Annotated in this window: 12 protein-coding genes and 2 pseudogenes; 10 read left to right on the top strand and 4 right to left on the bottom strand. The window is 61.7% G+C overall.

Translation table 11 applies throughout. The features are described from left to right. Positions 1-39: 39 nt before the first annotated feature. Positions 40-5,040 (bottom strand): annotated as a pseudogene (locus PseuLF5_RS01150) (amino acid adenylation domain-containing protein); the annotation flags it as partial. Positions 5,041-5,130: 90 nt separating this feature from the next. Then, positions 5,131-6,453, bottom strand: a pseudogene (locus tag PseuLF5_RS28095) (condensation domain-containing protein); the annotation flags it as partial. Positions 6,454-6,941: 488 nt separating this feature from the next. Here PseuLF5_RS28095 and PseuLF5_RS01145 point away from each other — a divergent pair. From PseuLF5_RS01145 to PseuLF5_RS01130, 4 genes are all read left to right on the top strand, one after another. Then, positions 6,942-7,736 (top strand): helix-turn-helix transcriptional regulator, encoded by a 795-nt coding sequence (locus tag PseuLF5_RS01145; protein WP_222832682.1) that lies wholly within the window; start codon positions 6,942-6,944, stop codon positions 7,734-7,736. Between the two features lie 225 nt (positions 7,737-7,961). Beyond that, a complete protein-coding gene (locus tag PseuLF5_RS01140) occupies positions 7,962-9,356 on the top strand; it encodes an efflux transporter outer membrane subunit (protein ID WP_123462836.1) in 1,395 nt (464 codons plus the stop codon). Between the two features lie 157 nt (positions 9,357-9,513). Beyond that, the gene (locus PseuLF5_RS01135; protein WP_123462834.1) at positions 9,514-10,119 is read left to right on the top strand and encodes an SCO family protein; all 606 of its coding nucleotides are present in this window, start codon (positions 9,514-9,516) and stop codon (positions 10,117-10,119) included. Then, entirely contained in the window at positions 10,119-10,598 is a 480-nt protein-coding gene (locus tag PseuLF5_RS01130; RefSeq protein WP_123462832.1) for a copper chaperone PCu(A)C, read from the top strand. The genes PseuLF5_RS01135 and PseuLF5_RS01130 overlap by 1 nt, the downstream gene beginning before the upstream one ends. 79 nt (positions 10,599-10,677) lie before the next feature. Here the strand turns inward: PseuLF5_RS01130 and PseuLF5_RS01125 are convergent, their stop codons facing one another. Beyond that, positions 10,678-11,166, bottom strand: a complete 489-nt coding sequence (locus PseuLF5_RS01125; RefSeq protein WP_340132719.1) for a hypothetical protein — start codon at positions 11,164-11,166, stop codon at positions 10,678-10,680. A 232-nt stretch (positions 11,167-11,398) separates the two neighbouring features. On the opposite strand from PseuLF5_RS01125, the gene PseuLF5_RS01120 reads away from it, so the two are divergent. The 4 genes from PseuLF5_RS01120 (at position 11,399) to PseuLF5_RS01105 (ending at position 15,756) form a co-directional block, all read left to right on the top strand. Continuing rightward, positions 11,399-11,773, top strand: a complete 375-nt coding sequence (locus PseuLF5_RS01120) for a hypothetical protein (protein WP_123462828.1) — start codon at positions 11,399-11,401, stop codon at positions 11,771-11,773. Beyond that, a complete protein-coding gene (locus PseuLF5_RS01115) occupies positions 11,770-11,967 on the top strand; it encodes a helix-turn-helix transcriptional regulator (RefSeq protein WP_340132718.1) in 198 nt (65 codons plus the stop codon). The genes PseuLF5_RS01120 and PseuLF5_RS01115 overlap by 4 nt, the downstream gene beginning before the upstream one ends. A gap of 219 nt (positions 11,968-12,186) precedes the next feature. Continuing rightward, positions 12,187-14,883, top strand: a complete 2,697-nt coding sequence (locus PseuLF5_RS01110; protein ID WP_340132717.1) for a hypothetical protein — start codon at positions 12,187-12,189, stop codon at positions 14,881-14,883. A gap of 513 nt (positions 14,884-15,396) precedes the next feature. After that, entirely contained in the window at positions 15,397-15,756 is a 360-nt protein-coding gene (locus tag PseuLF5_RS01105; protein WP_123462824.1) for a DUF6124 family protein, read from the top strand. Positions 15,757-16,060: 304 nt separating this feature from the next. Here PseuLF5_RS01105 and PseuLF5_RS01100 read toward each other — a convergent pair whose 3' ends face one another. After that, entirely contained in the window at positions 16,061-17,077 is a 1,017-nt protein-coding gene (locus PseuLF5_RS01100; RefSeq protein WP_186748547.1) for an ABC transporter substrate-binding protein, read from the bottom strand. A gap of 445 nt (positions 17,078-17,522) precedes the next feature. On the opposite strand from PseuLF5_RS01100, the gene PseuLF5_RS01095 reads away from it, so the two are divergent. Together PseuLF5_RS01095 and katG are read left to right on the top strand one after the other, a co-directional pair. Continuing rightward, positions 17,523-19,733 (top strand): LTA synthase family protein, encoded by a 2,211-nt coding sequence (locus tag PseuLF5_RS01095; protein WP_340132716.1) that lies wholly within the window; start codon positions 17,523-17,525, stop codon positions 19,731-19,733. Between the two features lie 162 nt (positions 19,734-19,895). After that, positions 19,896-22,166 carry a catalase/peroxidase HPI gene (gene katG, locus PseuLF5_RS01090; RefSeq protein WP_340132715.1) on the top strand — a complete coding sequence of 757 codons (2,271 nt, stop codon included), beginning with the start codon at positions 19,896-19,898 and terminating at the stop codon, positions 22,164-22,166. The last annotated feature ends 108 nt before the right edge of the window (positions 22,167-22,274 follow it).

The raw sequence follows: 22,274 nt of genomic DNA, 5'->3' as shown, positions 1-22,274 counted from the left end.
GCCACAGGTTCGATGTCAGCCGTAGTGAACGGCGCCGGACTAGAGCCGGCGTTTGCGGTTGAGGCTCGGGATGGTGGTTTTCGGGATGACCACTTGCTGCGCCTCTCGCGTGGTGCTGAGCGCCAGCGCGGCCAGCGTCGGCTGACTGAACAGCGCCCGGGCATCGGTGTGCAAACCGTTCTGGCGCATGCGCGCCACCAGGCTTACAGCGAGTAACGAATGTCCGCCGAGCTCGAAGAAGTTGTCATGCCGCCCGATCTGATGGACGCCGAGCACCTCGGCCCAGATCCGTGCCAGCGTGGTTTCGACCTCTCCCTCGGGCGCCACGTAAGGCCGGTTGATCAGCGCGTCCGCCCCCGGTTCCGGTAAGGCTTTCCGGTCGATCTTGTCGTTTGGCGTCAGCGGCAAAGCGTCGAGCCGTACAAAGGCTCCCGGCACCATGTATTCGGGCAGCCGCGCCAGCACATGGGTGCGCAAGGTCTCCAGCCCCGGTGCTTCTGCACCGCAGCGCACGGTGTACCAGGCCACCAGACGCTCGTCGCGCACCATCACCAGCGCTTCACGGATCGCTGGATGTTCGATCAGCCGCGCCTCGATTTCCCCCGGCTCCAGGCGCAAACCCCGCAGCTTGATCTGGAAGTCGTTGCGGCCGAGGAACTCCAGCTCGCCATGCGGGTTGTAGCGCACCAGATCGCCCGTGCGGTACAACCGGTCGCCGGGCACAAACGGGCTGTCGATGAAGCGCTCGGCCTGCATCTCGGGCAATCGGTGATAACCGCGCGCCACGCCGACGCCGCCGATGTGCAACTGACCGCTGACGCCTTGCGGCACCGGTTGATCGTAAGCGTCGAGTACGTACAGACGGGTGTTGCTCAGCGCCTTGCCGATCGGCACCAGATTCTCCGGCACCGGCAGGTGCGGCTCCAGCGTCCATCCGGTGCTGTCCACCGTGGTTTCGGTCGGGCCGTAGACGTTGTGCAAACGCACCCATGGCAACCGGGCACGCACCTGCCGCGCCAGTGCCGCGCTGAGTTCGCCGCCACCGTTGAGGACATCAGTGAGGCTGGTGCACTGCTCGACGTCGTCCTGTTCGATGAACTGCTGCAGCAACGCCGGGACGAACTTGACCACCGTCACTTGATGCTGGCGAATGGTCTGCACCACGTACGCCGAATCACGGTTGCCATCCGGTCGGGCCAATACCAGACGCATGCCGGAACACAGCGGCCAGAAGATCTCCCACACCGAACTGTCGAAGCTGAACGGCGCTTTTTGCAGCAGCGCACCGTGCCCGGTTGGCGGCGAAATGACCGAGCCCCAGTGCACCATGTTGCAGGCGCTGCGGTGTTCGATCATCACGCCTTTGGGCAGGCCTGTAGAACCCGAGGTGTAGATCATATAGGCGAGGTTCGCGGCGCCGAGACCGGGCACCTGCAGATTGCTCGCGGGTTGCTGGTCCCACGTGCGGCGGTCGAGGTCGAGCAGCGGCACCCCCGGCTCGCCCAACAGTTGCCGCGTGGCGCCATGCACCAGCAGGGCAACCGGCGCGCTGTCCTGCAACATGTAATTCAGACGCTCCAGCGGATAGTCCGGGTCCAGCGGCACATAGGCGCCCCCCGCCTTGAGGATGCCGAGCAAACCGACCACCAGATCCAGCCCGCGTTCGACACAGATCGCCACCCGCGCATCCGGCTGTACGCCGAGTTCGCGCAAGTGGTGGGCCAGGCGGTTGGCGTGCTCGTTGAGCTGGCGATACGTCAGGCTGCGTTCACCGCTCTGCAGCGCAATAGCGTTCGGTTTGCGCTGCGCCTGCGCTTCGAACAAAACGTGCAGCGGCTGTTCCAGCGGGCAATCGACCTCGGTGGCGTTGAACGCAATCAGCAAGCGTTGCAACTCCTCGGCCTGCAGGATCGGCAAGCGGTTCAGCGGCTGTTGCGGTGCCTGTTCCAACGCCTGCACCAGGCCGCTCAGCGCGGCTTGCATATAACCGCAGATCCGCTGCGCGCCGATCTGCGCCACGGCCCTGCCGGTGAGGCGCAAACCGTTGCCGTAATCATCCACGCTCAGGGTCAGCGGATAGTTGGTGCGTTCTTCGTTGGCCAGGGTTTCGATGCCTTGCCAGGCTTGCCGCGACGGTTCCAGCAGTTGCGATTCATCGCTGTGCCGGTAGTTGAGCAGCGCGCTGAACAGCGGCGCCGGTGAGGCGACTCCGCTGCAACGCTGGGCCAGCGCCAGCGACGCATGTTCGTGCCCGAGCAGTGCGGTCAGTCGTGCATGGGTGGCGCGCACAGCGTCGAGCACCCCGGCGTCGACGTCGATGCGCAGCGGCAATGTGTTGATGAACACCCCCAACGCCCGGTCGGCGCCCTCGCCGCCCTGCATCCGCCCCATCAGCACGGTGCCGAATACCACATTGGACTGGCCGGACGTCGCTGCCAGCACCCGCGCCCACGCCAGATGGATCAGGCTCGCGACGCTGACCCCGGCCTGACGCGCCTGATGGCGCAAACGCTGATAGACCTCTGCCGGAAGCGCCTGCTGCGCCTCGTCGATGCCGCAACCATCGCCCTGCACTTGCTGCAGGCCGAACGGCAGGGTCGGCGCGTCGATATCCGCCAGTTGTTCGCGGAAAAACGTCTCGTGCTCCTGCTCGCTGACACCCAGGCGCGCCTGCGCCACGTAGTTGCGATACGGCACCGGCGGCGCCAGTTCCACGACCTGCCCGCAAAGGCTGGCCTGCAACTCGCCGCGCATCACTTCGAGGGCAATGTGGTCCATCGCCAAGTGATGAAACAGCAGAATCCCCACTACCCGGCCCAACGCCGGATCCTTGGCGTACACCAGACGCATCAGCGGCGCCTGACTGACGTCGAGGCGGTAACGCCGGGCGTTGAAGCGCGCATGCAACTGCTCGAGGACCGGGCCGTTGGCCGGGTCGAATTCGACTTCCTGCAACGGCAGAATCGCCTCGCGCCAGACCACTTGCACCGGCGTGCTCAGGCCCTCCCAGAGCACCGCCGTGCGCAGAATGTCGTGGCGCGCCATGACCTCGCGCAGCGCTGCGGCGAAAGCCTCGACGCGCTCAAGGCTGTCGAACGCCAGTTGCGATTGCAGCAGGTACGGATCGCCTTGGGCGGCGGTGATGTGGTGATAGAGGATGCCTTCCTGCAACGGCGCCAGCGGATAAATGTCCTGCACATTGGCCGCCCCGCCGGGCACCGTGGCGACGATGCGCTCGATGTCCGCCTGGGCCAGTTGCACCAGCGGCAGCAGCGCCGGGGTGATGTGCGTGCAGTCGGCAGCGATGCGGTTGGCCGGCACCTCGACTTCACGCCCGCTGCCGACCGAGGCCGCCAGTGCGGCGAGGGTCGGCTGACTGAACAACACGCGCACGTCACTGCTCAAGTCGAGCTGACGCATGCGCTCGATCAGTATCACCGCCAGCAAAGAATGCCCGCCCAACTCGAAGAAATGGTCGTGACGCCCGACCCGTTCGACTTGCAACACTTCCGTCCAGATTTGCGCCAGAGCGATTTCAACCTCGCCTTGCGGCGCTTCATATTCGCGGCGGATCAGGTCCTCAGGCCCGGGCGCCGGCAGCGCCTTGCGGTCGACCTTACCATTGGCGGTCAGGGGCAATGCCGGTAGACGCACGTAGGCGCTCGGCAGCATGGCACTGCTCAGGCGACTTTTCAGGTGCGCGTGCAACTGGTTGATGTCCAGCGGCGCCTGCTCGGTGAACCACGCCAACAACTGCCCGTCGCGCACCAGCACTACGGCTTCGCGCACCGCCGCATGGCTGGCGAGTGCGCTCTCGATTTCCCCCGGTTCGATGCGCACGCCACGGATTTTCACCTGATCGTCGTTACGCCCCAGATACTCCAGCGTGCCGTCGTTGCGCCAGCGCGCCAGATCGCCGGTGCGATACATCCGCGCATCCGCTTCGCGGCTGAACGGATCGCGCAGGAAGCGTTCGGCGCTCAGGTCCGCACGGTTCAGGTAACCGCGAGCCACGCCGGCCCCACCGACGTACAACTCGCCGGCCACGCCTGGCGGCAGCGGTTGTTGCTGATCATCGAGCACATACACCGTGGCGTTGCTCACCGGCTTGCCGATGTGCAGCGCCTGCCCGGCGGCGAGGCGCCCCGAGGTCGCCACCACCGTGGCTTCGGTCGGGCCGTAGTTGTTGATCACCGCGAACGATTGCGGGCGCGGGGGCTGGCGCAGGCGATCGCCACCGATCAGCAGCGTGCGCAAGGTCGGATGATCGAGCTGGCGGCTGAAGGCGTATTCGGCGATCGGGGTTGGCAGGAAACTCACCTCCAGGGGTTGCGCCCGCCACCAGTCGAGCAGCGCACCAATGTCTTCGCTGCCCTCGCTGGCGGGTGCCAGGTGCAAGGTCGCACCCACGCACAGCGCCGGCCAGACTTCCCAGGCCATCGCATCGAAACCGAACCCGGCGAGGCTCGAGGTCTGGCTGCCGGCCTGCAGATCGAACGCGTCAGCGTGCCAATCCACCAGATTGCACAGGGTCCGGTGCTCGACCATCACCCCTTTGGGCAGGCCGGTGGAGCCGGAGGTGTAAATGACATAGGCGAGATGTGCCGGGGTCAGTCCGGGCACCTTTGGCGCGTCACTATCAGTGGCCGGCCAGCTCGGGCGATCGAGTTCGATCACCGGCACCGACAACGCCGGCAGATGCCCGCGCAAACCACGCTGGGTCAGCACCGCCAGCGGCGCGCTGTCCTCCAGCAGATAGCTCAGGCGCTCGGCCGGATGCGCCGGGTCGAGCGGCACATAGGCGGCGCCGGCCTTGAGAACCGCCAGCAACCCGACCAACGTGTCGAGACCGCGTCGGGCGACGATCGCCACCCGGTCATCCGGGCGCACACCAAGATCGAGCAGATGATGAGCCAGCGCGTTGGCCCGTTGATCAAGCTCGGCATAGGTCAACGATTGCCCTTGCTGCACCGCCGCCAGCGCCTGCGGCCGTTGCGCCACCTGCGCCTGGAAACGCTGATGGATCGTGCTCACCGCCGGGTAGCTCACTCGCGTCGCATTCCACTGTTGCAGCAGCGCCTCTTCCTCAGGCGTGCTCAGGCTGAAATCCGCCACCGGCAAGTTCACCGCCTCCAGCCCTTGTTCCAGAATCAACAGCCAGCGTGCGGCCAGGGCCGTGATCTCCTCGGCACTGAAATACGCCTCGCTGTAAACCAGGTACAAATGCGCGTCGTCGTTGACCTGATTGCTCAGCAGGTGCACCGCCAGCGGCGTGGCCTCCTCCGCGTTGGAGGCCTTGATCATCCGCCCCGACGCCTCACCGTAGCGATAATCGTGAGCGCCCTGCTCGTAGGACACCGTCACCTCGAACAACTGCGAGCGCTCCTCACGCAGCAGGCCCAGGGCGCGGTTCATCTCACTGACCGGGAAACGCTGATGGCGAAAATCCTTTCTGAGCTCATCGCGGATCGCCCTGACCAGTTCGCCGAACGTGCGCTGGCGACCAAACGCCATGTGAACCGCACTGATCTGCGCGAACAGCCCGAGGGTGGATTTGAACCGTGCACCGCCGCGATTGAGAATCGGCAGGCCGACCACCCATTCGTCACGCTGCGCCGTACGGCTGAAATACACGTGCAGCGCCGCCAGCAACACATGGAACGCCGAAGCGCCAGCGCCTCGGGCCACCTGCTTCATGCGCTCGTGCAACAACGCCGGCAAGGGTTGCGTGAACACCTGGGTCTGAACGGTTTTGCCGGCGCGGCTCGGTTGATGGCGTGGCAGCAACAGCGGCTCGGGCAATTGCCGGTATTTGTCCAGCCAGTACCTGCGGTCCAGCGCGTAACGGGGCGACGCGCGATAGCGCGTATCGTCGGCGATGAAGTCGAGGTAGGACGGTGCCGAGGCCGGCGCCGGTTGGCCGTTCGCCAGCGCGTTATAGATATCGTCCAGCGACTTGAACATTTCGCCGAAGCTCCAGCCATCAATGATCAGGTGATGGGCCTGCACGGACAGCCAGTGGCGCTCATCATCCAGGCGGATCAACAGAAAACGGAACAGGCAGCCGCCGCCCAGCACGAAGGGCTGATCAATACGCGCCTGAACCAATGCCCGCGCCGCCGACTCCGGGTCGGCCTGCGCCGACACATCGTGAATCGGCATCGGCACCGGCCATGCGCGGGCAAACCGCTGCAACGGCAAGCCATCGACGCCGGCACCCGGCAGCAGCACCGTGCGCAGGGCGTCATGCCGGGCCACCAGGCCTTCGAGCGCTGCCTGCATCCGTGCCGGATCCAGCGGACCGCTCAGCTCCAGGTACCCGCCGATGTTGTACAGCGGCGAATCGCCGCGACTCAGCTGATCCAGCCAGATGTCCAGCTGCGCTGCGGTCAGGGGATACGTCTGGGTCGATGCGGACGGCGTGTCCACCGCTGGGGCAGAAATAGGCGGCATAAAGTCCTTCTCATGAAATTTTGCGCCTATTCAAGCATCGGCCCCGATGCCGACATGACACGTGAAACCCGGACAACCCAGCCCCCTCCCAAGGCCTGTCAGCCCCGGTTGCCACTGATCCGGCAGGAAGCTTCTAAAAGTTCGGAGAGGAAACGCTGAAATACTTGTAGGAAAAATGCCACAAGCCAGTGCAGCCATCGGCCAGCGCAATGCTCGCACCGCAGCTTAATAGTCCCGGCTTTCAAGGCTTTGCAGTGACCGAACAGTCACGAAAGCCGTGGCATCTGTGCCGGATACCGTCAGAAGCCCGGCGCCAACTTTCCGAAATGATGGCACTTTGTGTCCCTGTTTTCCCCTACAGACGTAGGACAAATCCATAGGCTTAAATCCCGCTCCAGATCATGTTCAAGGAGAAATGACTGCGTGGGCGGCTTTTACATAGACGGCAGACGATTCAGTGATGGCTCTGAACCAGGGATGACAAGGATATGAATCTGACCGGCAGTATTCGCAATATGGAAAACCCGCATTTCTACTGGCAACTGGGTGAGCTGATTGCCAGCACCGGGGACGATCACTTCGCCGCGAACATGTTTCAGTTGGTCGACACGCTGGTGCCGGTCGACGGCGTCGACCTCAGCGAGTGGACGCTGGATGAGCGTCAGGCCAGCGTGGTCGAGATCAAGCCGCTGGGCAGTGCCGGTTTGCCGCAGACCTGTGCGCCGGCCGACCCGCTCGAACGGGCCGATGACCATCCGTTGTTGCCGAAGATGATCGAGATGAATGACTCGCTGCTGATCCAGCTCAGAGCCTCGCTGCAACCTCGCTACCCGCAACACAATGCGCACCAGTGCAATCTGGTGTCGCGCATGTCCAACCGCCGCTGCGTCATTTCGTTTTACCGACCGCATACCCGGCGGGTGTTTTCACTGCCGGAGCTGTCGTTTCTCAAAAGCCTTTCGGACACCCTGCTGCCGCTGATCGAACGCCATGCGCACATCAGTCGGCAAACCCACGCCCGCCAGCCACGCCTGCCCCAGGCTGAACTCGATCAGGCACCGCTGGCGCTGGTGTTCGATGAGCGCCTGGCGATGAGTGGCGTCGTCCTTTCGGCACGCGAAAAGGAAGTCTGCCTGGGCTTGCTGACCGGCGGCACGGTGCCGCAAATCGCCGAGAAACTGCGGGTGAAAAACAGCTCGATCGAGACGTACCTCAAACGGGCGGCGGCCAAACTCGGGGTCAGTGGCCGGCATGGGCTGGCGCGATGGATGGCCGGGGCCTGACTTCGAACTGCGTGAGTACCTAGGTGGCGAGGGGATTTATTCCCGCTGGACGGCAAAGCAGGCCGCGCTTTTTATCGTCCAAAAGAGGGGCCGCTACGCGCCCCGACGGTGATAGATCCCCTCGTCACAGGGTGTTCTCAGCACAGGATCTTTCTCAACACACAAGCCCATCACCCCCCGTTTTCCTTGCAAGCATCTCCCCTCTTTCATGCACGAGGCTGTTCGATGTCTACCTTGCGACTTTCCCTGCTGTCCATGGCCATGCTGCTGGGCGGCTGTTCCCTGATTCCCGAGTACCAGCGCCCGGCATCGCCGAGCGCCGCGCAATACCCCACCGCCACACAACCGGCAACACCCAACGAAGACTGGCGCACGCTGTTCAACGACCCGGCCCTGCAACAGCTGATCGAGTCGGCACTGGTCAACAACCGGGACCTGCGCGTGGCCGCGCTGAACGTCGAAGCCTTCCAGGCGCAATACCGCATCCAGCGTGCCGACCTGCTGCCGGCGGTGTCGGCCAATGCCAGCGAGTCACGCCAACGTATGCCCTCCAGCGTGACCAAAGGCAAAGCGCTGATCAACTCGACCTACGCGGTCAACCTCGGCATCAGCGCCTATGAACTGGATTTCTTCGGCCGCGTGCGCAGCCTCAGCGAGCAAGCGCTGCAGAGCTGGCTGGCGACGGAAGAAGCACGACGCAGTGCGCAGTTGAGTCTGGTGGCCAACGTCGCCAATGCTTACCTGACCTGGCGCGCCGATCAGGAGTTGCTCGAACTGACCCGCGACACCCTCGCCGCCGACGAACAGAGCCTGCACCTGACCACTCGCAACCGCGAGGCCGGCAAGTCGTCGGCGCTGGAACAGGCGCAGGCGAAAACCAGCGTCGACAGTTCGCGGGCCAATCTGGCGCGTTATCAGCGGCAGGTGGCGCAGGACTTGAACAGCCTGACGCTGCTGGTCGGTGCGCCCGTGCCGGCGTCGTTGCCCGCCCGGCCGCTGGCCAGCGAACTGGTGCAGCAAGTGCCGGCGGGATTGCCGTCGGATCTGCTGCAACGGCGCCCGGACATTCTTCAGGCCGAATACAAACTCAAGGCGGCCAACGCCAACATTGGCGCAGCGCGGGCGGCGTTTTTCCCCAGCGTCAGTCTGACGGCCAATGCCGGCACCTCGAGTCGCGATCTGTCCGGACTGTTCGGCAGCGGCTCCGGCGCCTGGACCTTTCAGCCACAGATCAGCCTGCCGATTTTCAATGCCGGCAGCCTGCGCGCGAGCCTGGATTATTCGAAGTTGCAAAAAGACGTGGCGGTGGCCGAATACGAAAAGTCGATCCAGACCGCGTTTCAGGAAGTCGCCGATGGCCTCGCCGCGCGCACGACGTATCAGCAGCAATTACAGGCGCAGCGCGATCTGGTCGAGGCTACGCAGACCTATTACAACCTGGCGCAGAACCGTTATCAGAATGGTGTCGACAGCAGCCTGACGTTCCTCGATGCCCAGCGTTCGCTGTTCAGTTCGCAACAAGGCCTGATCACCGATCGGCTGGCGCAGCTGGTGGCGGAGGTCAATCTGTACACCGCGCTGGGCGGTGGCTGGCAGGCTTCGGAGGCGACGATTCAATAAGTACCCGTCACTTTTTCTTACACCTTTTGTCGCCCGATCCTAAGCGGTGCGGCGATCCGTGGCCGGCGCCTGCCCTCAGTTTGGTATCATGCGCCGCTTTTAAGGTTAACCCCCCGCCAGTCCTGCCGACTGACGGGCTGCAAAAGGCGGTATTTAGATGACGGCTTTGTTGACTCGCCGCAACGTGCTTGCGGGAATGGGCGTGCTCGGGCTCGGCCTGCTAGCCGGCTGCGACACCCGCGGCCAACTGTCGTACAAGTACGGCAAGGATCTGAGTAACAAGATCATGGGGCGCACCTTCAAACTGAAGAACACCGACGGCGAAACCATGACGCTGTCGAGCTTTCGCGGCATGATGCCGATGGTGTTCTTCGGCTTCACCCAGTGCCCGGCAGTCTGCCCGACCACCCTCGCCCGTGCGGCGAAAATCAAGAAGCTGATGGGCAAGGACGGCGACCGCTTGCAGGTGATCTTCATCACCCTCGATCCCGAGCGCGACACCCCGGAAATCCTCGACGCCTACATGAAAGCCTTCGACCCGACCTTCGTTGCGCTGTACGGCACGCTTGAGGAAACCGCGGCCACGGCCAAGGAATTCGACGTGTTCTACGAGAAAGTCCCGGCCGGCGACACCTATACCATCTCGCACACGGCCACCAGTTACGTTTACGACTCCAATGGCGGCTTGCGCCTGGGTCTGTCCACCTCGCTTTCGGCAGAAGAATGCACAGAAGATTTGCTCACTGTTATGGAGGTTTGCTGATGCAACCTGTTATGAATCACATCAAACGCGCGGTACTCGGTCTGTCCCTGCTGGGCCTGGCTTTCCAGGCATCGGCACAGACCACCGTCAGCGACGCCTGGGTCCGTGCGACCGTACCGACCCAGTCCGCCAGCGGCGCGTTCATGACCCTCACCACCGACAGCGACAGCAAGCTGCTCAGCGTAGCCACCCCGGTGGCCAAGGATGTGCAGATCCACGAAATGACCATGAAGAACGACGTCATGAGCATGGGCCCGGTGAAATTCATCGAACTGCCGGCCGGCAAAGCCGTCAAGCTTGATCCGAATGGCTACCACGTGATGCTGATGGGCTTGAACGGTCAGTTGAAAGAAGGCGAAACAGTGCCGCTGACCCTGACCGTGGAAAACGCCAAGGGCGAGAAAGAAACCGTTGAAGTCAAAGCGCCGGTTCGCGCACTGACCAACATGGAAGGTCACGATCACAGCAAGATGCATTGATCTGACATCGCGTTCACAAAAAAGGGGCGACCTGATCGTTGATCAGACCGCCCCTTTTTTGTTGCCGGTGCGCGTCGCCTTAACGCTTGCGGACCAAGGCGTTGCGCACGCTTTGCCGTGACATCGCCGTGCCGGAACGGGTCACGGTTTCACCTGCGGTTGCCTTGGCCAACTGTTTCTTGCGCCTAGCCACCTGACGCCACTGGTAACCGAAGTATCCGCCTGCAACCACCAACCCCAGCCAACCGAAGACCGAACCGACGAAGAACAACAGTGCGAGAGTGATCCACACGGTTTTCGAGGTGAACAACTTCACACTGTCGTCGACAGGCACCGCTTCAACCGGCGCCTGTTGCGCCAGCGGAATCTGCTGCACCCCCTCCTGATCAAAACGCAAAACAAAGTCCGCCCCGGGCACCGCAACGTCCAGTTGATTGCCTTGAGCGGTATGCACCCGCACCTCGCCATCGACGAGCGACACGGAGCTGAAACTGATCTGGGTTTCACAGCGAATCTCGCCGTTGACCAGGGTCACGACCGTTCGTTGACCATCGGGGGTGTCGCGCATGTCGATTCCTTGAGCATTCCACGTCGGACGACGTGAGAAGGGAAAGTCCGTTGGGCGCGAATGCTACTGAGTGGCCATTACTCTGTCCAGAACGCGCGACACCAACCCAGGACCTACGCAAAAAACCTCCGGTTCGAGCCTGTCGAAGTTACCAACCTGATGGAAAGCGTACTTTACATCGAAAAAAACATCAGCAATTATGTAAAGGGTCTTTTACATAGGAAGTTCAAGCATGAACCGGTTCTACCTCGAAATGGGCGCGGCCTTAATCCTCTACATGCTGGTGCTGACGGCATCATTGATTGCCTCGCAATATCTGATGGACGCCCCTATCGTGCTGCGCTCGGCCGTCGCAATGACGCCGGTCATTCCGGCGGGACTGATGTGCTGGGCCATCGTGCGCAACCTGCGGCGCATGGACGAAATGCATTTGCGCATCCAGTTTGAAGCGCTGGGCTTTGCTTTCGCCGCGTCGGCGCTAGTGACTTTCAGTTACGGCTTTCTGGAAAACGTTGGCGCTCCCCATATTCCGTGGACATGCGTGTGGCCCGTGATGGGCGCGATGTGGATTCTCGGCCTGCAAATCGCTCGGCGCCGCTACCAATGAAAAACTGTCTCAAGGCACTGCGTGCCGAGCGCAAATGGTCACAGGGCGATTTGGCGGAACGTCTGAACGTCTCACGCCAGACGATCAACGCCATCGAAAACGAGCGGTACGACCCGAGCCTGCCATTGGCGTTTCAAATTGCCCGGGCGTTCGAGATGCCGATTGAAAGCATCTTTGACGATGGCAAATGCTGACCTGTCCACACCCACATCCCTGTGGGAGATTCTATGGTTGAGGGGAAGCCCTCAACCGGCTTTTGCAGAAATCACGGAGCCGCCAAAGGCAGCGATCTTGTGCTTTTCAAGCGCCACCCCACCTGCCACTCGTCGCCACCTGTCAGATCTGACAGGTGCGCTTTACCCCACAACGCGCTCTGATAACTCCTGCCCGCCCACCGTCCAGGAGCCGTAAACATGGCCACAGCCAAATCCAGCGACAACACCATATTGGCGCTATTCCCTCCCCACGCTCCAGACGCCACCACCCCGGTGGTCGGTGCTGTCTATGGTGTGCCCAAACATGTCTACGACCTCAAGCCCATGGGCCTGACCATCGTCGTCGACCCTCCGCAATCTGGCACGCTGCAAGAAGGCGATGTCATTCGGCTACGGCTCAACGGCGCCGATACCGAAGCCACAAAGACCGTCCTGGCTGGCGAAGAAAATTCCCGTCACACCCTGTACCTGCCCAAGGGCCTGCTGCTGACCGATCGCGTCAATACCCTCGTTTACACCATCACCCGCATCAGCGAGAACAAAGGCACCTCCACGCCGGAGCTGACTCTGCTGTACAACACCATCCGCCCCGGCATCGAGGACCGCTCGCCCGGCGATAGCGCCCATTCGGAACTGCAACTGATCCTGCCCCAGGACGTGCTCGACGACGGCATCGACGCCGACCGCGCCAAACAGGGCGTGCAAGTGTGTTTCGCCTACCCTTACTGCCGCGCCTACGACCAGATCCGATTGAACTGCAACGGTCAGGATGTCACGCACACCGTGACCGCCGCCGAGGCCCCGCCCACTCCCTCGGCCGAGCCGACCAGGATCTGCGTGATGGTCGAGGAAGCGGTGTTCCTGCGCGCCGGGGACAACCCGAAGTTCATCTTTTCCTACACCGTCACCGACCAGCTCGGCAACGGGCCGGACACCGATTCGCCCTACTCCGGCACGGTGGAGGTCGATGTGAACCTGAAGGAAACCCGCCTGGTTGCCCCCGATCTGGCCGAGGATCCGGATGACCCAAGCGACGACCCGAGCACCATTGATCTGGACAAACTCGCCGGCAAGGATCTGACCGTATTGGTCCACACCTTTGCTCCGTTGTGGCAGCCCAACGATAAAATCCGCGTGAGCTACAGCGCCACCTCGGCGAACGGCACCGTTACCCTGCACAGTGTGGAACAGGACGTCGTGCGGATCCCCTTCACCTACAAACTGATGGTGCCCAACGCCAAAGTAATCGCCGGCAGTGTGGTGCGGGCGAAATACGAATTGCTGAGAAATGGCAACGTCTTCGCCACTTCGAAAAATGCCGTGGCCGAAGTCATCGGCTCAGAGGCTATCGAGTTGTTGCCGCCGGTGCTGCTGAAGGCAGTGAGCCCGATCGACGCGCTGGCCTATCCGCAGGGTGTGACCATTCAGGTCGAGTATTTAGAACACCTGCCAGGCGATAAAGCGCAGCTGGTGGAAGTTAACCCACCGGCAGGTGCACCAGGGTTTCCATTGGTGTCGTTCAACGCCAATAAACGCACCAACACCTTGTTGAGCCAGGCTTTTCTGACCGCACGACAAGGCAAGCCCCTGGTGTTTCGCTGGCACCTGAATCGCAATAACGCAGAGGTTGCCCAATCGCATGAGCTGAACCTGAGCGTGTCGAAAATTACCGAGGGCGATGCACGTTTGCCGACGCCGGTCATTGATGGCAAGACCGGCAATGAACTCGACGTGGCGTTCTTACAGCCCACCGCCCTGCTCACCGTTGCGACTTGGCCGCACGTCGAAGGTGAACGGCTGTGGTTGCAGTACGAAGGCAAGGACAATCAGGACCAGACCGTGACCTTCGACGACCTTCGCGGTGAAGTGGGCGCGGGTGCGCCAGGCTTGAGCCGGGCGGTGCCGCTGGCCTGGCTGAAAGGCTTGAAAGATGGCCGTGACTTGAAGGTGACGCTCAAGGTTAATTTTGACGGGGTGGCGAACGCGGCGACGGCGGTGGGGTTTCCGGTGCGCTCTTATACCGTCAAGGCAGGCGCCGACGTGCAACCAGTGATCACCCGGGCCGAAGACAGCAAAGGCGTGGAGATCCCGCAGGGAGGCACGACACGTGACACCACCGTGATCCTCACCGGCAGCGCAACCCCGGGTCAGAAGGTGCAAATTTTCGACGGCGCCGCCGACAAGGGCGAAGCCAGCGCCGACCCGCTGAGCGGAATCTGGAGCCACAGGATCAGCGGACTGACCGTCGCAGAGCACCCATTCACCGCCAAGGCCTTGTACGGTTCAGGCCAGACATCGACCGTGCGCAGCCTGAAGGTCTCCGCGTTGCCCGAGCTGATTATTGAAAAAACACCGGTGGTGCTCAGCGCCCGCAACTGGATCGCGGTCGGGGAAGAACTGCAGAAGCTTCTGGTCGCCAATCCGACGCCGCCGGTCGGCACCTACGCAGACCGATTTCCGCAGCAAGGCACCCCGCCCTATACCTACACGTCCGCCAATGAGGAGATTGCCGTTGCCAACCCAACCAACGGACGGATTTCCGGGACGGGGAATGGCACGACGACCATTACCGTTGCGGATGCGAGTGGGGATGTGGTGGAGATTCAGGTGACGGTGAGTGATGTCAGGCGGATACATCGGTCGCCTACCATCCTACACAGCCATCAGGACGCCATGGCTTGGCGGGAAACTCATGGATATGCCACGATGTCAATTTTTGTCATTTCAAAAGAAATAGAAAAGTTTTTCCCTGTCCAGTTGTCACCTCTGCCCGCCACCTCGCAATTATTTCATCTCGAATACACCCTCACTCTCTATATCTCTTTCCCCTCGCGGCGTGAGTGGGTCTTGACGGGGCAAGGTTGGGATCTCTACGCCCTGGGGTTTAAACTTTGAGCACATACGGTATCAACGAAATCCCCCTTCCCCAGTTAAGGGCGTGAAGGGGAATTGATTAGGTAGCGGCAGACAAATCAAAGAGATCGCAGCCTTCGGTAACGCTTACATTGTTCTCTGTAGGAGATGCCGAAGGCGGCGATTTTTTGCATTTAAACCACTGCGTTTAAAAAACACCTTCAGACACACCTCCCAAGCTACAGAACCTTGCGCCTTTGCCTACAACTACGCCAGAATCCGCCGACTTGTGCGCCTTGTGCCGGGTCTCTATCGTGGATCCGTCGCTGACGAATCAGCGATCGGGTTTAGCGATCCGACAACTTACAGACGCACCAGTGCCCAGTCTCAAACTGCAGTTTTTCGATCTGCACTTGATGTCATGGTGGCTGTGCGTGGGAGACCTTCGGGTCTACCCGGGGTTTCTGTGACCCGGATCGCTAACCTGCGTACAGCCGCCACCTTTACTTGTTTAGCGATGAGCCGTGGCGGCTAAATCAACCACGGAGCTTTACCATGATCAAACCAACACCCAACCCGCCCGAAACCGACACCACCTCCCCCTACGAATCCCTCGACTCAAAAAAACTCCACGAAGCCGCCGACCGCGCCCTCGATCACTACCTCTGCCCGCCCGGCTCCACCCCACTGTCACGCAGAAGCCGCGGGATGTACGCCGTCACCGCCGACTTCAAAAACGAGGAACTGCTGGTCGATGCCAGCGACACACTCGCTTCAGCCAAGACCATCGCACATGACGCCGCCGCCCTGTTGCCGGCAGCGCAGCGCCGGACGCTGTTGGGGATTGCGCAACTGATCATGCTGAGTGAGCTGGCGGTGAACCGCGCGCTGGATAATCTGCAATTGCCTCAATAGCAGGGATCTGTGACAAGGACTGAGCAAGGCGTTGTGGCCGCTGACGCCATCGCGGGCAAGCCCGCTCCCACAGGTTCTGCGTGTAAATACAGGTTTGTGAGCAACACCGCCTCCTGTGGGAGCGGGCTTGCTCGCGAAGACGTCGCGTCAGTCAGCATTGACTGCAGTGACACACCATTTTCGCGAGCAAGCCCGCTCCCATAGAAGAACTACCGTTCAATGCAACTGCAGCGGCAAGCCATTAATCGGCGAGGCATACCGATTCCGATCGGTATAAACCCCGAGTCAGCTTACCCCTCGTCCATCAACTCCCCGCGCCAGCATGCGCCTCTTCAAAGAAGTAATCCTTCCAGCTCCCCGCCTTGTTCTTCAGCACGCCCAGCTCTTGCAGTTTCTCGGCGTAGATAAAGGTGCGCTGCGGGACCACGGTGAAGTCGATTTCCGGGTCCTTGACGATTTGTTCGACCAGCGCCAGCGGCAGCTTCGATTGCTCGACGCGGATGTACGCCTGGGCCGCGGCAGGTTTGTCGGCTTTGATGATCGTCTCCGCTTCCGCCAGTGCGTCGTAAAACGCCTTGTAGGTTTTCGGGTTTTCGTCGTGGAATTTTTCGGTGGTGTACAACACGTTGAACGTAGCCTGGCCGCCGAGTACGTCATAGGAACTCAGCACTTTGTGCACGTTGGGGTTTTGCAGGGCCTGGTACTGGAATGGCGGGCTGGAGAAGTGCGCGTTGATTTCCGAGCCGCCGGCAATCAGCGCCGCCGTAGCGTCCGGGTGCGGCAGGCTGACCGAGATGTCGTCGAATTTCTTGTACTGATCGTCACCGAACTCCCTGGCGGTTTCGATCTGCAAGGTACGCGACTGGAAGCCGACGCCGGCAGCGGGCACGGCAATGCGGTCCTTGTCGCTGAAGTCCTTGAGGGTCTTGATGTTCGGGTTGTTGGTCAGCAGGTAGTTGGGCATTGAGCCGAGGGCGGCGATGGCCTTGACGTTCTGTTTGCCCTTGGTGCGATCCCACACGGTCAGCATGGGGGGCACGCCCGCAGACACCACATCCAGTGAACCGGTGAGCAGCGCTTCATTCATCGCAGTCGCGCCAGAGATGCTGTTCCAGTCGACCTTGATATCGAGGCCCTGTGCCTTACCGTGCTTTTCGATCAGTTGCTGATCGCGCACCACATCGAGAATCAGGTAACCGATGCCGAATTGCTGGGCAATGCTGATCTTGCCTTCAGCCTGGGCGCCGCTGCTGAACAGCGCGCCCGCTGCCAGGGAAGCGGCCAACAGAGTCAGCGCGGAACGTTTGAACGGTGTGGCCATGACTACCTCGCAGCAGGGGGTGGTGTGCTGAAAGGCATGACTTTATCGCTATAAAAAACAGAAATTAAATACCTTTATTGCATATGGATAGCACGCGATTGTCGGGCCGGCATAAAGCAATTCGTGTCGGCGCTGTCGAGCTAAACGAGACTGCGATCTTTTGATCTTGCGTTAAGAAATCAAAGTCAAAAGATCGCAGCACCTACAGGGAAACCACCGCCAGTAAACAGCCTGAAACAATAAAACCGTCGCACATCTGCAGCGACAAACCAGCCGAACGCCCTCCGACAGGCGCGCCCATCAAGGCTTCGGACGTGCTGCCCACCCTTCAAGAGCGGCCCGCCACCGAATCAGCCGTGCGTTTAAAAAGGCAATCAGACCGCCCACCCTTGGTATCATCGCCCACACTTTTTTGACGGTTTGATGACGTGGAAGGTCTTTTTTTGTGAGCGCTTTTTTTCACTGGCTGCGGCGGCCGCATGCCCGCCTCTTTTCGCTGATTGTGCTGGTGCTGATCGTCCCGGTGTGTCTGCGCGCGGCGCTGGGCTGGTCGACGCCGCTGGGTTATCTGTCGGACCTGGCCATCGGCAGTCTGCTGCTGGTGGTGCTGCATCGGCGAGCGTGGTGGCTGGCATTGCCGGTGCTGTTGTTCTGGGGTTTGCTGGCGGTGGCCACGGCGGAACTGGTCAGCGCCGTCGGGCGCCTGCCGACGCCGGCGGATCTGCATTACCTGATCGACCCGCAATTCGTCGAGAACTCCACCGGCGGCGGGATGGCGCATCCGGCATTGGCGGTGACCTTGCTGGTGGCGCTGCTGTTCTGGCTGCTGACACAGTTCGTCAGCCGCGCAGTGAAGCGCCCGGCCCTGCCTCGCGCCATCTGGGCCGCCCCCGTGGTGCTGTTCGCCGCACACTGGGCTGCGCAGAACCTGTGGCCGAACGAAGACGATCCGTGGCGGCAGTACAACCTGCCGCATCAGATGCTCGCCAGTCAGGTCGCCGATCTGCAAATCCAGGCCGAGGAATGGCTCGACGGTGATGTCGAAGAAGCCGCGCCGGTCATGGCCGGGCTTACCGATGTCGACCTCAACGGGCACAAACTGCTGAGTGCACCGGGCCAGGCACGCAACGTATTGATCATCGCCCTGGAAGGCATCCCCGGCGCCTACATCCGCGCCAACCGCGAAGCCATCGGCAGCCACTATCAGGAAGACCTCATGCCCAACCTCAGCCGTTGGGCCGAGCGCGGCATGAACACGCCGGATTACGTATTGCACACCCACCAGACCATTCGTGGCCTGTACGCGATGCTTTGCGGCGATTACGACAAGCTCAACAACGGTACGCCCAAAGGCGTGGAAATGCTGACCCAGCATGAGCGCAATAAGGCGTGCCTGCCGGCGCAACTGCGTCAGAACGGCTTCAGCACGCATTATCTGCAAGGTGCCGGCCTGCGTTTCATGGCCAAAGACAAGATCATGCCGCACATCGGTTTCGCTGCCACGCATGGTCTGGAGTGGTTCAGCAACGCCAACTATCTGGAATTCCCGTGGGGCAAGGACGACAGGGCCTTCTTCGAAGGTGCGCTGGATTATGTCGGCCAACTGAAGACGCAAAAACAACCGTGGATGCTGACGCTGCTGACCGTCGGCACCCACCAGCCCTACTCCGCGCCGGACGATTACCTTGAGCGTTACGAAACGCCGAAACAGGCCGCCGTCGGTTATCTCGACGATGCCCTGGAACAGTTCCTCAGCGGCCTGGAACGCCAGGGCGTGCTCAAGGACACTCTGGTGATGATCACGTCGGATGAATCCCACGGCATCGACGGCGTGCGCCTGGCCTCCTCCTGGGGATTCAACCTGACCCTGGCGCCGGAGCATGAACAGCTGCCGCGACTGAATGCCGGGGTCTATGGCCACGTCGATCTGAGCGCTTCGATACTCGACTATTTCGACCTGCCGGTGCCGTCCGCGCTGAGCGGTCGCTCGTTGTTCCGCGACTACGACAGCGGCCGCGAAATCATGTCGTTCACCAACGGCAAGCTGCGCTATCACGATGGTCACGGCATTTTCTCCGAATGCGACATGCCGCGCCGCTGCCGCTATTACGAAAGCGCCGGCTTCATCGCCGAAAGCGCGAAGTTCAAGGGCAACTACAGCGGTCACCCGGCCCGGCAGATCGCCGCCCGGGCCGATGCGCTGGACCTGTCGTTGCTGCGCACCCCGCTCAATCATCGCTATCAGTTCGGCAGCAACAACGTCATCCCGCTGCAGGCGCAGATCAAGGATGACTGGGCCGATAACCTGATCGGCGCGCAATACCTGGAAATGCCCAAGGGCTCGCACACCCGCGTACGCCTGACGGTGCGCTCGGTCGATCCGCAGCAGGCAGCGTACATTCAGCTCAAGGCCAAGGAGTTCGAACAGGACGTGCAGCTGGGGCTGCCGTCGGAGATGGTCGCCACCGCGGATCAGCCGCTGGAGATGGATTTCAGCTTCGACAACCCGCTGCCGCGCAAGGCCTTCTCCTTCCACTTATTGGGATATGGGCTTGGTGCAGTGGAAGTGACGGATTTCAGCGTGATCACTGAAGTACCGGGGCAGGAAGACATCCTCGACGACGTGCCGGACGACGAAGCCGCACAATCGAGCTGAGCACAACGTCCTGCGACAAATCCTGCATGGCGCACGCACTAAAAGGTTCTGACTATCAACACCCAATAGTCGGCCTATTAGCTGACTGCGCCAGTCGGGTCTAGCCTTACTAGTCCGAAGTCGGCACGAGCCGGCCGTAGAAGACCTGATAAGGACCCGAACATGGCAAACGAATCGAAATGCCCGTTCAACCACGCCGCCGGTGGTGGTACGACGAACCGTGACTGGTGGCCGAATCAACTTAACCTGAAGATCCTCAGCCAGCACTCGCCCAAGTCCGATCCGCTGGGCAAGGACTTCGACTACGCCAAAGCCTTCAAAAGCCTGGACTTCCAGGCGCTGAAACAAGACCTGCGCGTGCTGATGACCGACTCGCAGGACTGGTGGCCCGCCGACTTCGGCCACTACGGCCCGCTGTTCATCCGCATGGCCTGGCACAGCGCTGGCACCTATCGCACCGCCGATGGCCGCGGCGGCGCCGGCTCCGGGCAACAGCGTTTTGCCCCGCTCAACAGCTGGCCGGACAACGTCAGCCTGGACAAGGCCCGGCGCCTGCTGTGGCCGATCAAACAGAAGTATGGCCGCAACATTTCCTGGGCTGACCTGATTGTCCTCACCGGCAACGTCGCGCTGGAGTCGATGGGCTTCAAGACCTTCGGTTTCTCCGGTGGCCGACCCGATGTGTGGGAGCCGGATGAGGACGTGTACTGGGGCTCGGAACGCGAATGGCTCGGCGGCGACAGTCGCTACGGCAAAGACAAATCAGCCATGCAGGAACCCGGTGACGGCACGCTGGTGGCCGAACCCGATCTGCATGGCAAAGAGGAAAGCCGCACCGATCAGGGCGAACGCAATCTGGAAAACCCTCTCGCCGCGGTGCAGATGGGCTTGATCTACGTGAACCCGGAAGGCCCGGAGGGCAATCCCGATCCAGTCGCCTCCGGGCGCGACATCCGTGAAACCTTCGCCCGCATGGCCATGAACGATGAAGAAACCGTGGCGCTGATCGCCGGCGGTCACGCCTTTGGCAAGACCCACGGCGCCGGCCCTGCCGACAATGTCGGGCCGGAGCCGGAAGCCGCCGGGCTGGAAGAACAAGGCCTCGGCTGGCGCAACGCCTTCGGCACCGGCAAAGGCGCCGACACCATCACCAGCGGCCTGGAAGTGACCTGGACCACCACGCCGACCCAGTGGAGCAACAACTACCTGGAAAACCTGTTCGGCTTCGAGTGGGAGCTGTTCAAAAGCCCGGCGGGGGCGCACCAGTGGAAACCAAAAAACGGCGCTGGCGCCGGCACCGTTCCGCATGCTCACGATCCGAGCAAGAAACTCTCGCCGACCATGCTCACGTCTGACCTGGCGCTGCGCTTCGACCCGATCTACGAGCCGATCGCCCGGCGCTTCCTGGCCAACCCGGAGCAACTGGCCGACGCCTTCGCCCGCGCCTGGTACAAGCTGATCCACCGCGACATGGGCCCGCTCTCGCGCTACCTCGGCCCGGAACTGCCCAATGAAGAGCTGCTGTGGCAAGACCCGATTCCGGACGCGACTCACCCGCTGATCGACAGCAATGACGCGACGGCGCTGAAAAGCAAAGTGCTGGCGTCCGGTCTGTCGGTGTCGCAACTGGTCTCCACCGCGTGGGCCGCAGCATCGACGTTCCGCGGTTCCGACAAGCGTGGCGGCGCCAATGGCGGTCGTCTGCGTCTGGCCCCGCAGAAGTTCTGGCAGGCCAATCAGCCGGAGCAACTGGACAAGGTGCTGAAAACCCTTGAAGGCATTCAGAACGAGTTCAATGCCGGAGCCTCCGGGAAGAAAGTCTCGCTGGCGGACCTGATTGTGCTGGCCGGTAATGCCGGGGTCGAGCAAGCGGCGAAAAACGCCGGGCACTCGGTTTCCGTGCCGTTCACCCCAGGACGCACCGATGCCACCCAGGAGCAAACCGACGTCGAATCGTTTGGTTTCCTCGAACCGATCGCCGATGGTTTCCGTAACTACAGCAAGGGCAAATACACCGTTTCAGCGGAAGCTCTGCTGATCGACAAGGCTCAACTGCTGACCCTCTCCGCGCCGGAAATGACCGTGCTGGTCGGCGGCCTACGTGTCTTGGGCGCCAACACCGGGCAGAGTCGTCACGGCGTCTTCACCACCCGCACGGAAACCTTGAGTAACGACTTCTTCACCAACCTGCTGGACATGGGCGTGGAGTGGAAGCCGACCTCACGGGCGGCGGACGAGTTCGAAGGTCGCGACCGTAATACAGGGAGCGTGAAATGGACGGCAACGCGGGTTGATCTGGTGTTCGGTTCGAACGCGATCCTGCGGGCGCTGGCCGAGGTGTATGCGAGCTCTGACGCGAAGGAACAGTTCGTGAAGGACTTCGTGGCGGCGTGGGCCAAGGTGATGGAGCTGGATCGCTTCGATCTGAAATAACGCAAACGCAAAAAAACTGTGGGAGCTGGCTTGCCAGCGATAGCGGCAGATCATTCAACATCGACGTTGAATCTAATGCCGCCATCGCGGGCAAGCCCGCTCCCACAG

It is taken from the genome of Pseudomonas sp. LF-5 (assembly GCF_037626295.1).
In the GTDB taxonomy this organism is placed as follows: domain Bacteria; phylum Pseudomonadota; class Gammaproteobacteria; order Pseudomonadales; family Pseudomonadaceae; genus Aquipseudomonas; species Aquipseudomonas monsensis.
This window is presented reverse-complemented; position numbering and strand designations above follow the sequence as displayed.

Bases quoted from the DNA above. Each gene is read 5' to 3' on its own strand.
- PseuLF5_RS01110 (WP_340132717.1), top strand. From the start codon at position 12,187: ATGGCCACAGCCAAATCCAGCGACAACACCATATTGGCGCTATTCCCT.
- PseuLF5_RS01145 (WP_222832682.1), top strand. From the start codon at position 6,942: ATGAATCTGACCGGCAGTATTCGCAATATGGAAAACCCGCATTTCTAC.
- PseuLF5_RS01135 (WP_123462834.1), top strand. From the start codon at position 9,514: ATGACGGCTTTGTTGACTCGCCGCAACGTGCTTGCGGGAATGGGCGTG.
- PseuLF5_RS01140 (WP_123462836.1), top strand. From the start codon at position 7,962: ATGTCTACCTTGCGACTTTCCCTGCTGTCCATGGCCATGCTGCTGGGC.
- PseuLF5_RS01100 (WP_186748547.1), bottom strand. From the start codon at position 17,077: ATGGCCACACCGTTCAAACGTTCCGCGCTGACTCTGTTGGCCGCTTCC.
- PseuLF5_RS01120 (WP_123462828.1), top strand. From the start codon at position 11,399: ATGAACCGGTTCTACCTCGAAATGGGCGCGGCCTTAATCCTCTACATG.
- PseuLF5_RS01115 (WP_340132718.1), top strand. From the start codon at position 11,770: ATGAAAAACTGTCTCAAGGCACTGCGTGCCGAGCGCAAATGGTCACAG.
- PseuLF5_RS01125 (WP_340132719.1), bottom strand. From the start codon at position 11,166: ATGCGCGACACCCCCGATGGTCAACGAACGGTCGTGACCCTGGTCAAC.
- katG (WP_340132715.1), top strand. From the start codon at position 19,896: ATGGCAAACGAATCGAAATGCCCGTTCAACCACGCCGCCGGTGGTGGT.
- PseuLF5_RS01105 (WP_123462824.1), top strand. From the start codon at position 15,397: ATGATCAAACCAACACCCAACCCGCCCGAAACCGACACCACCTCCCCC.
- PseuLF5_RS01130 (WP_123462832.1), top strand. From the start codon at position 10,119: ATGCAACCTGTTATGAATCACATCAAACGCGCGGTACTCGGTCTGTCC.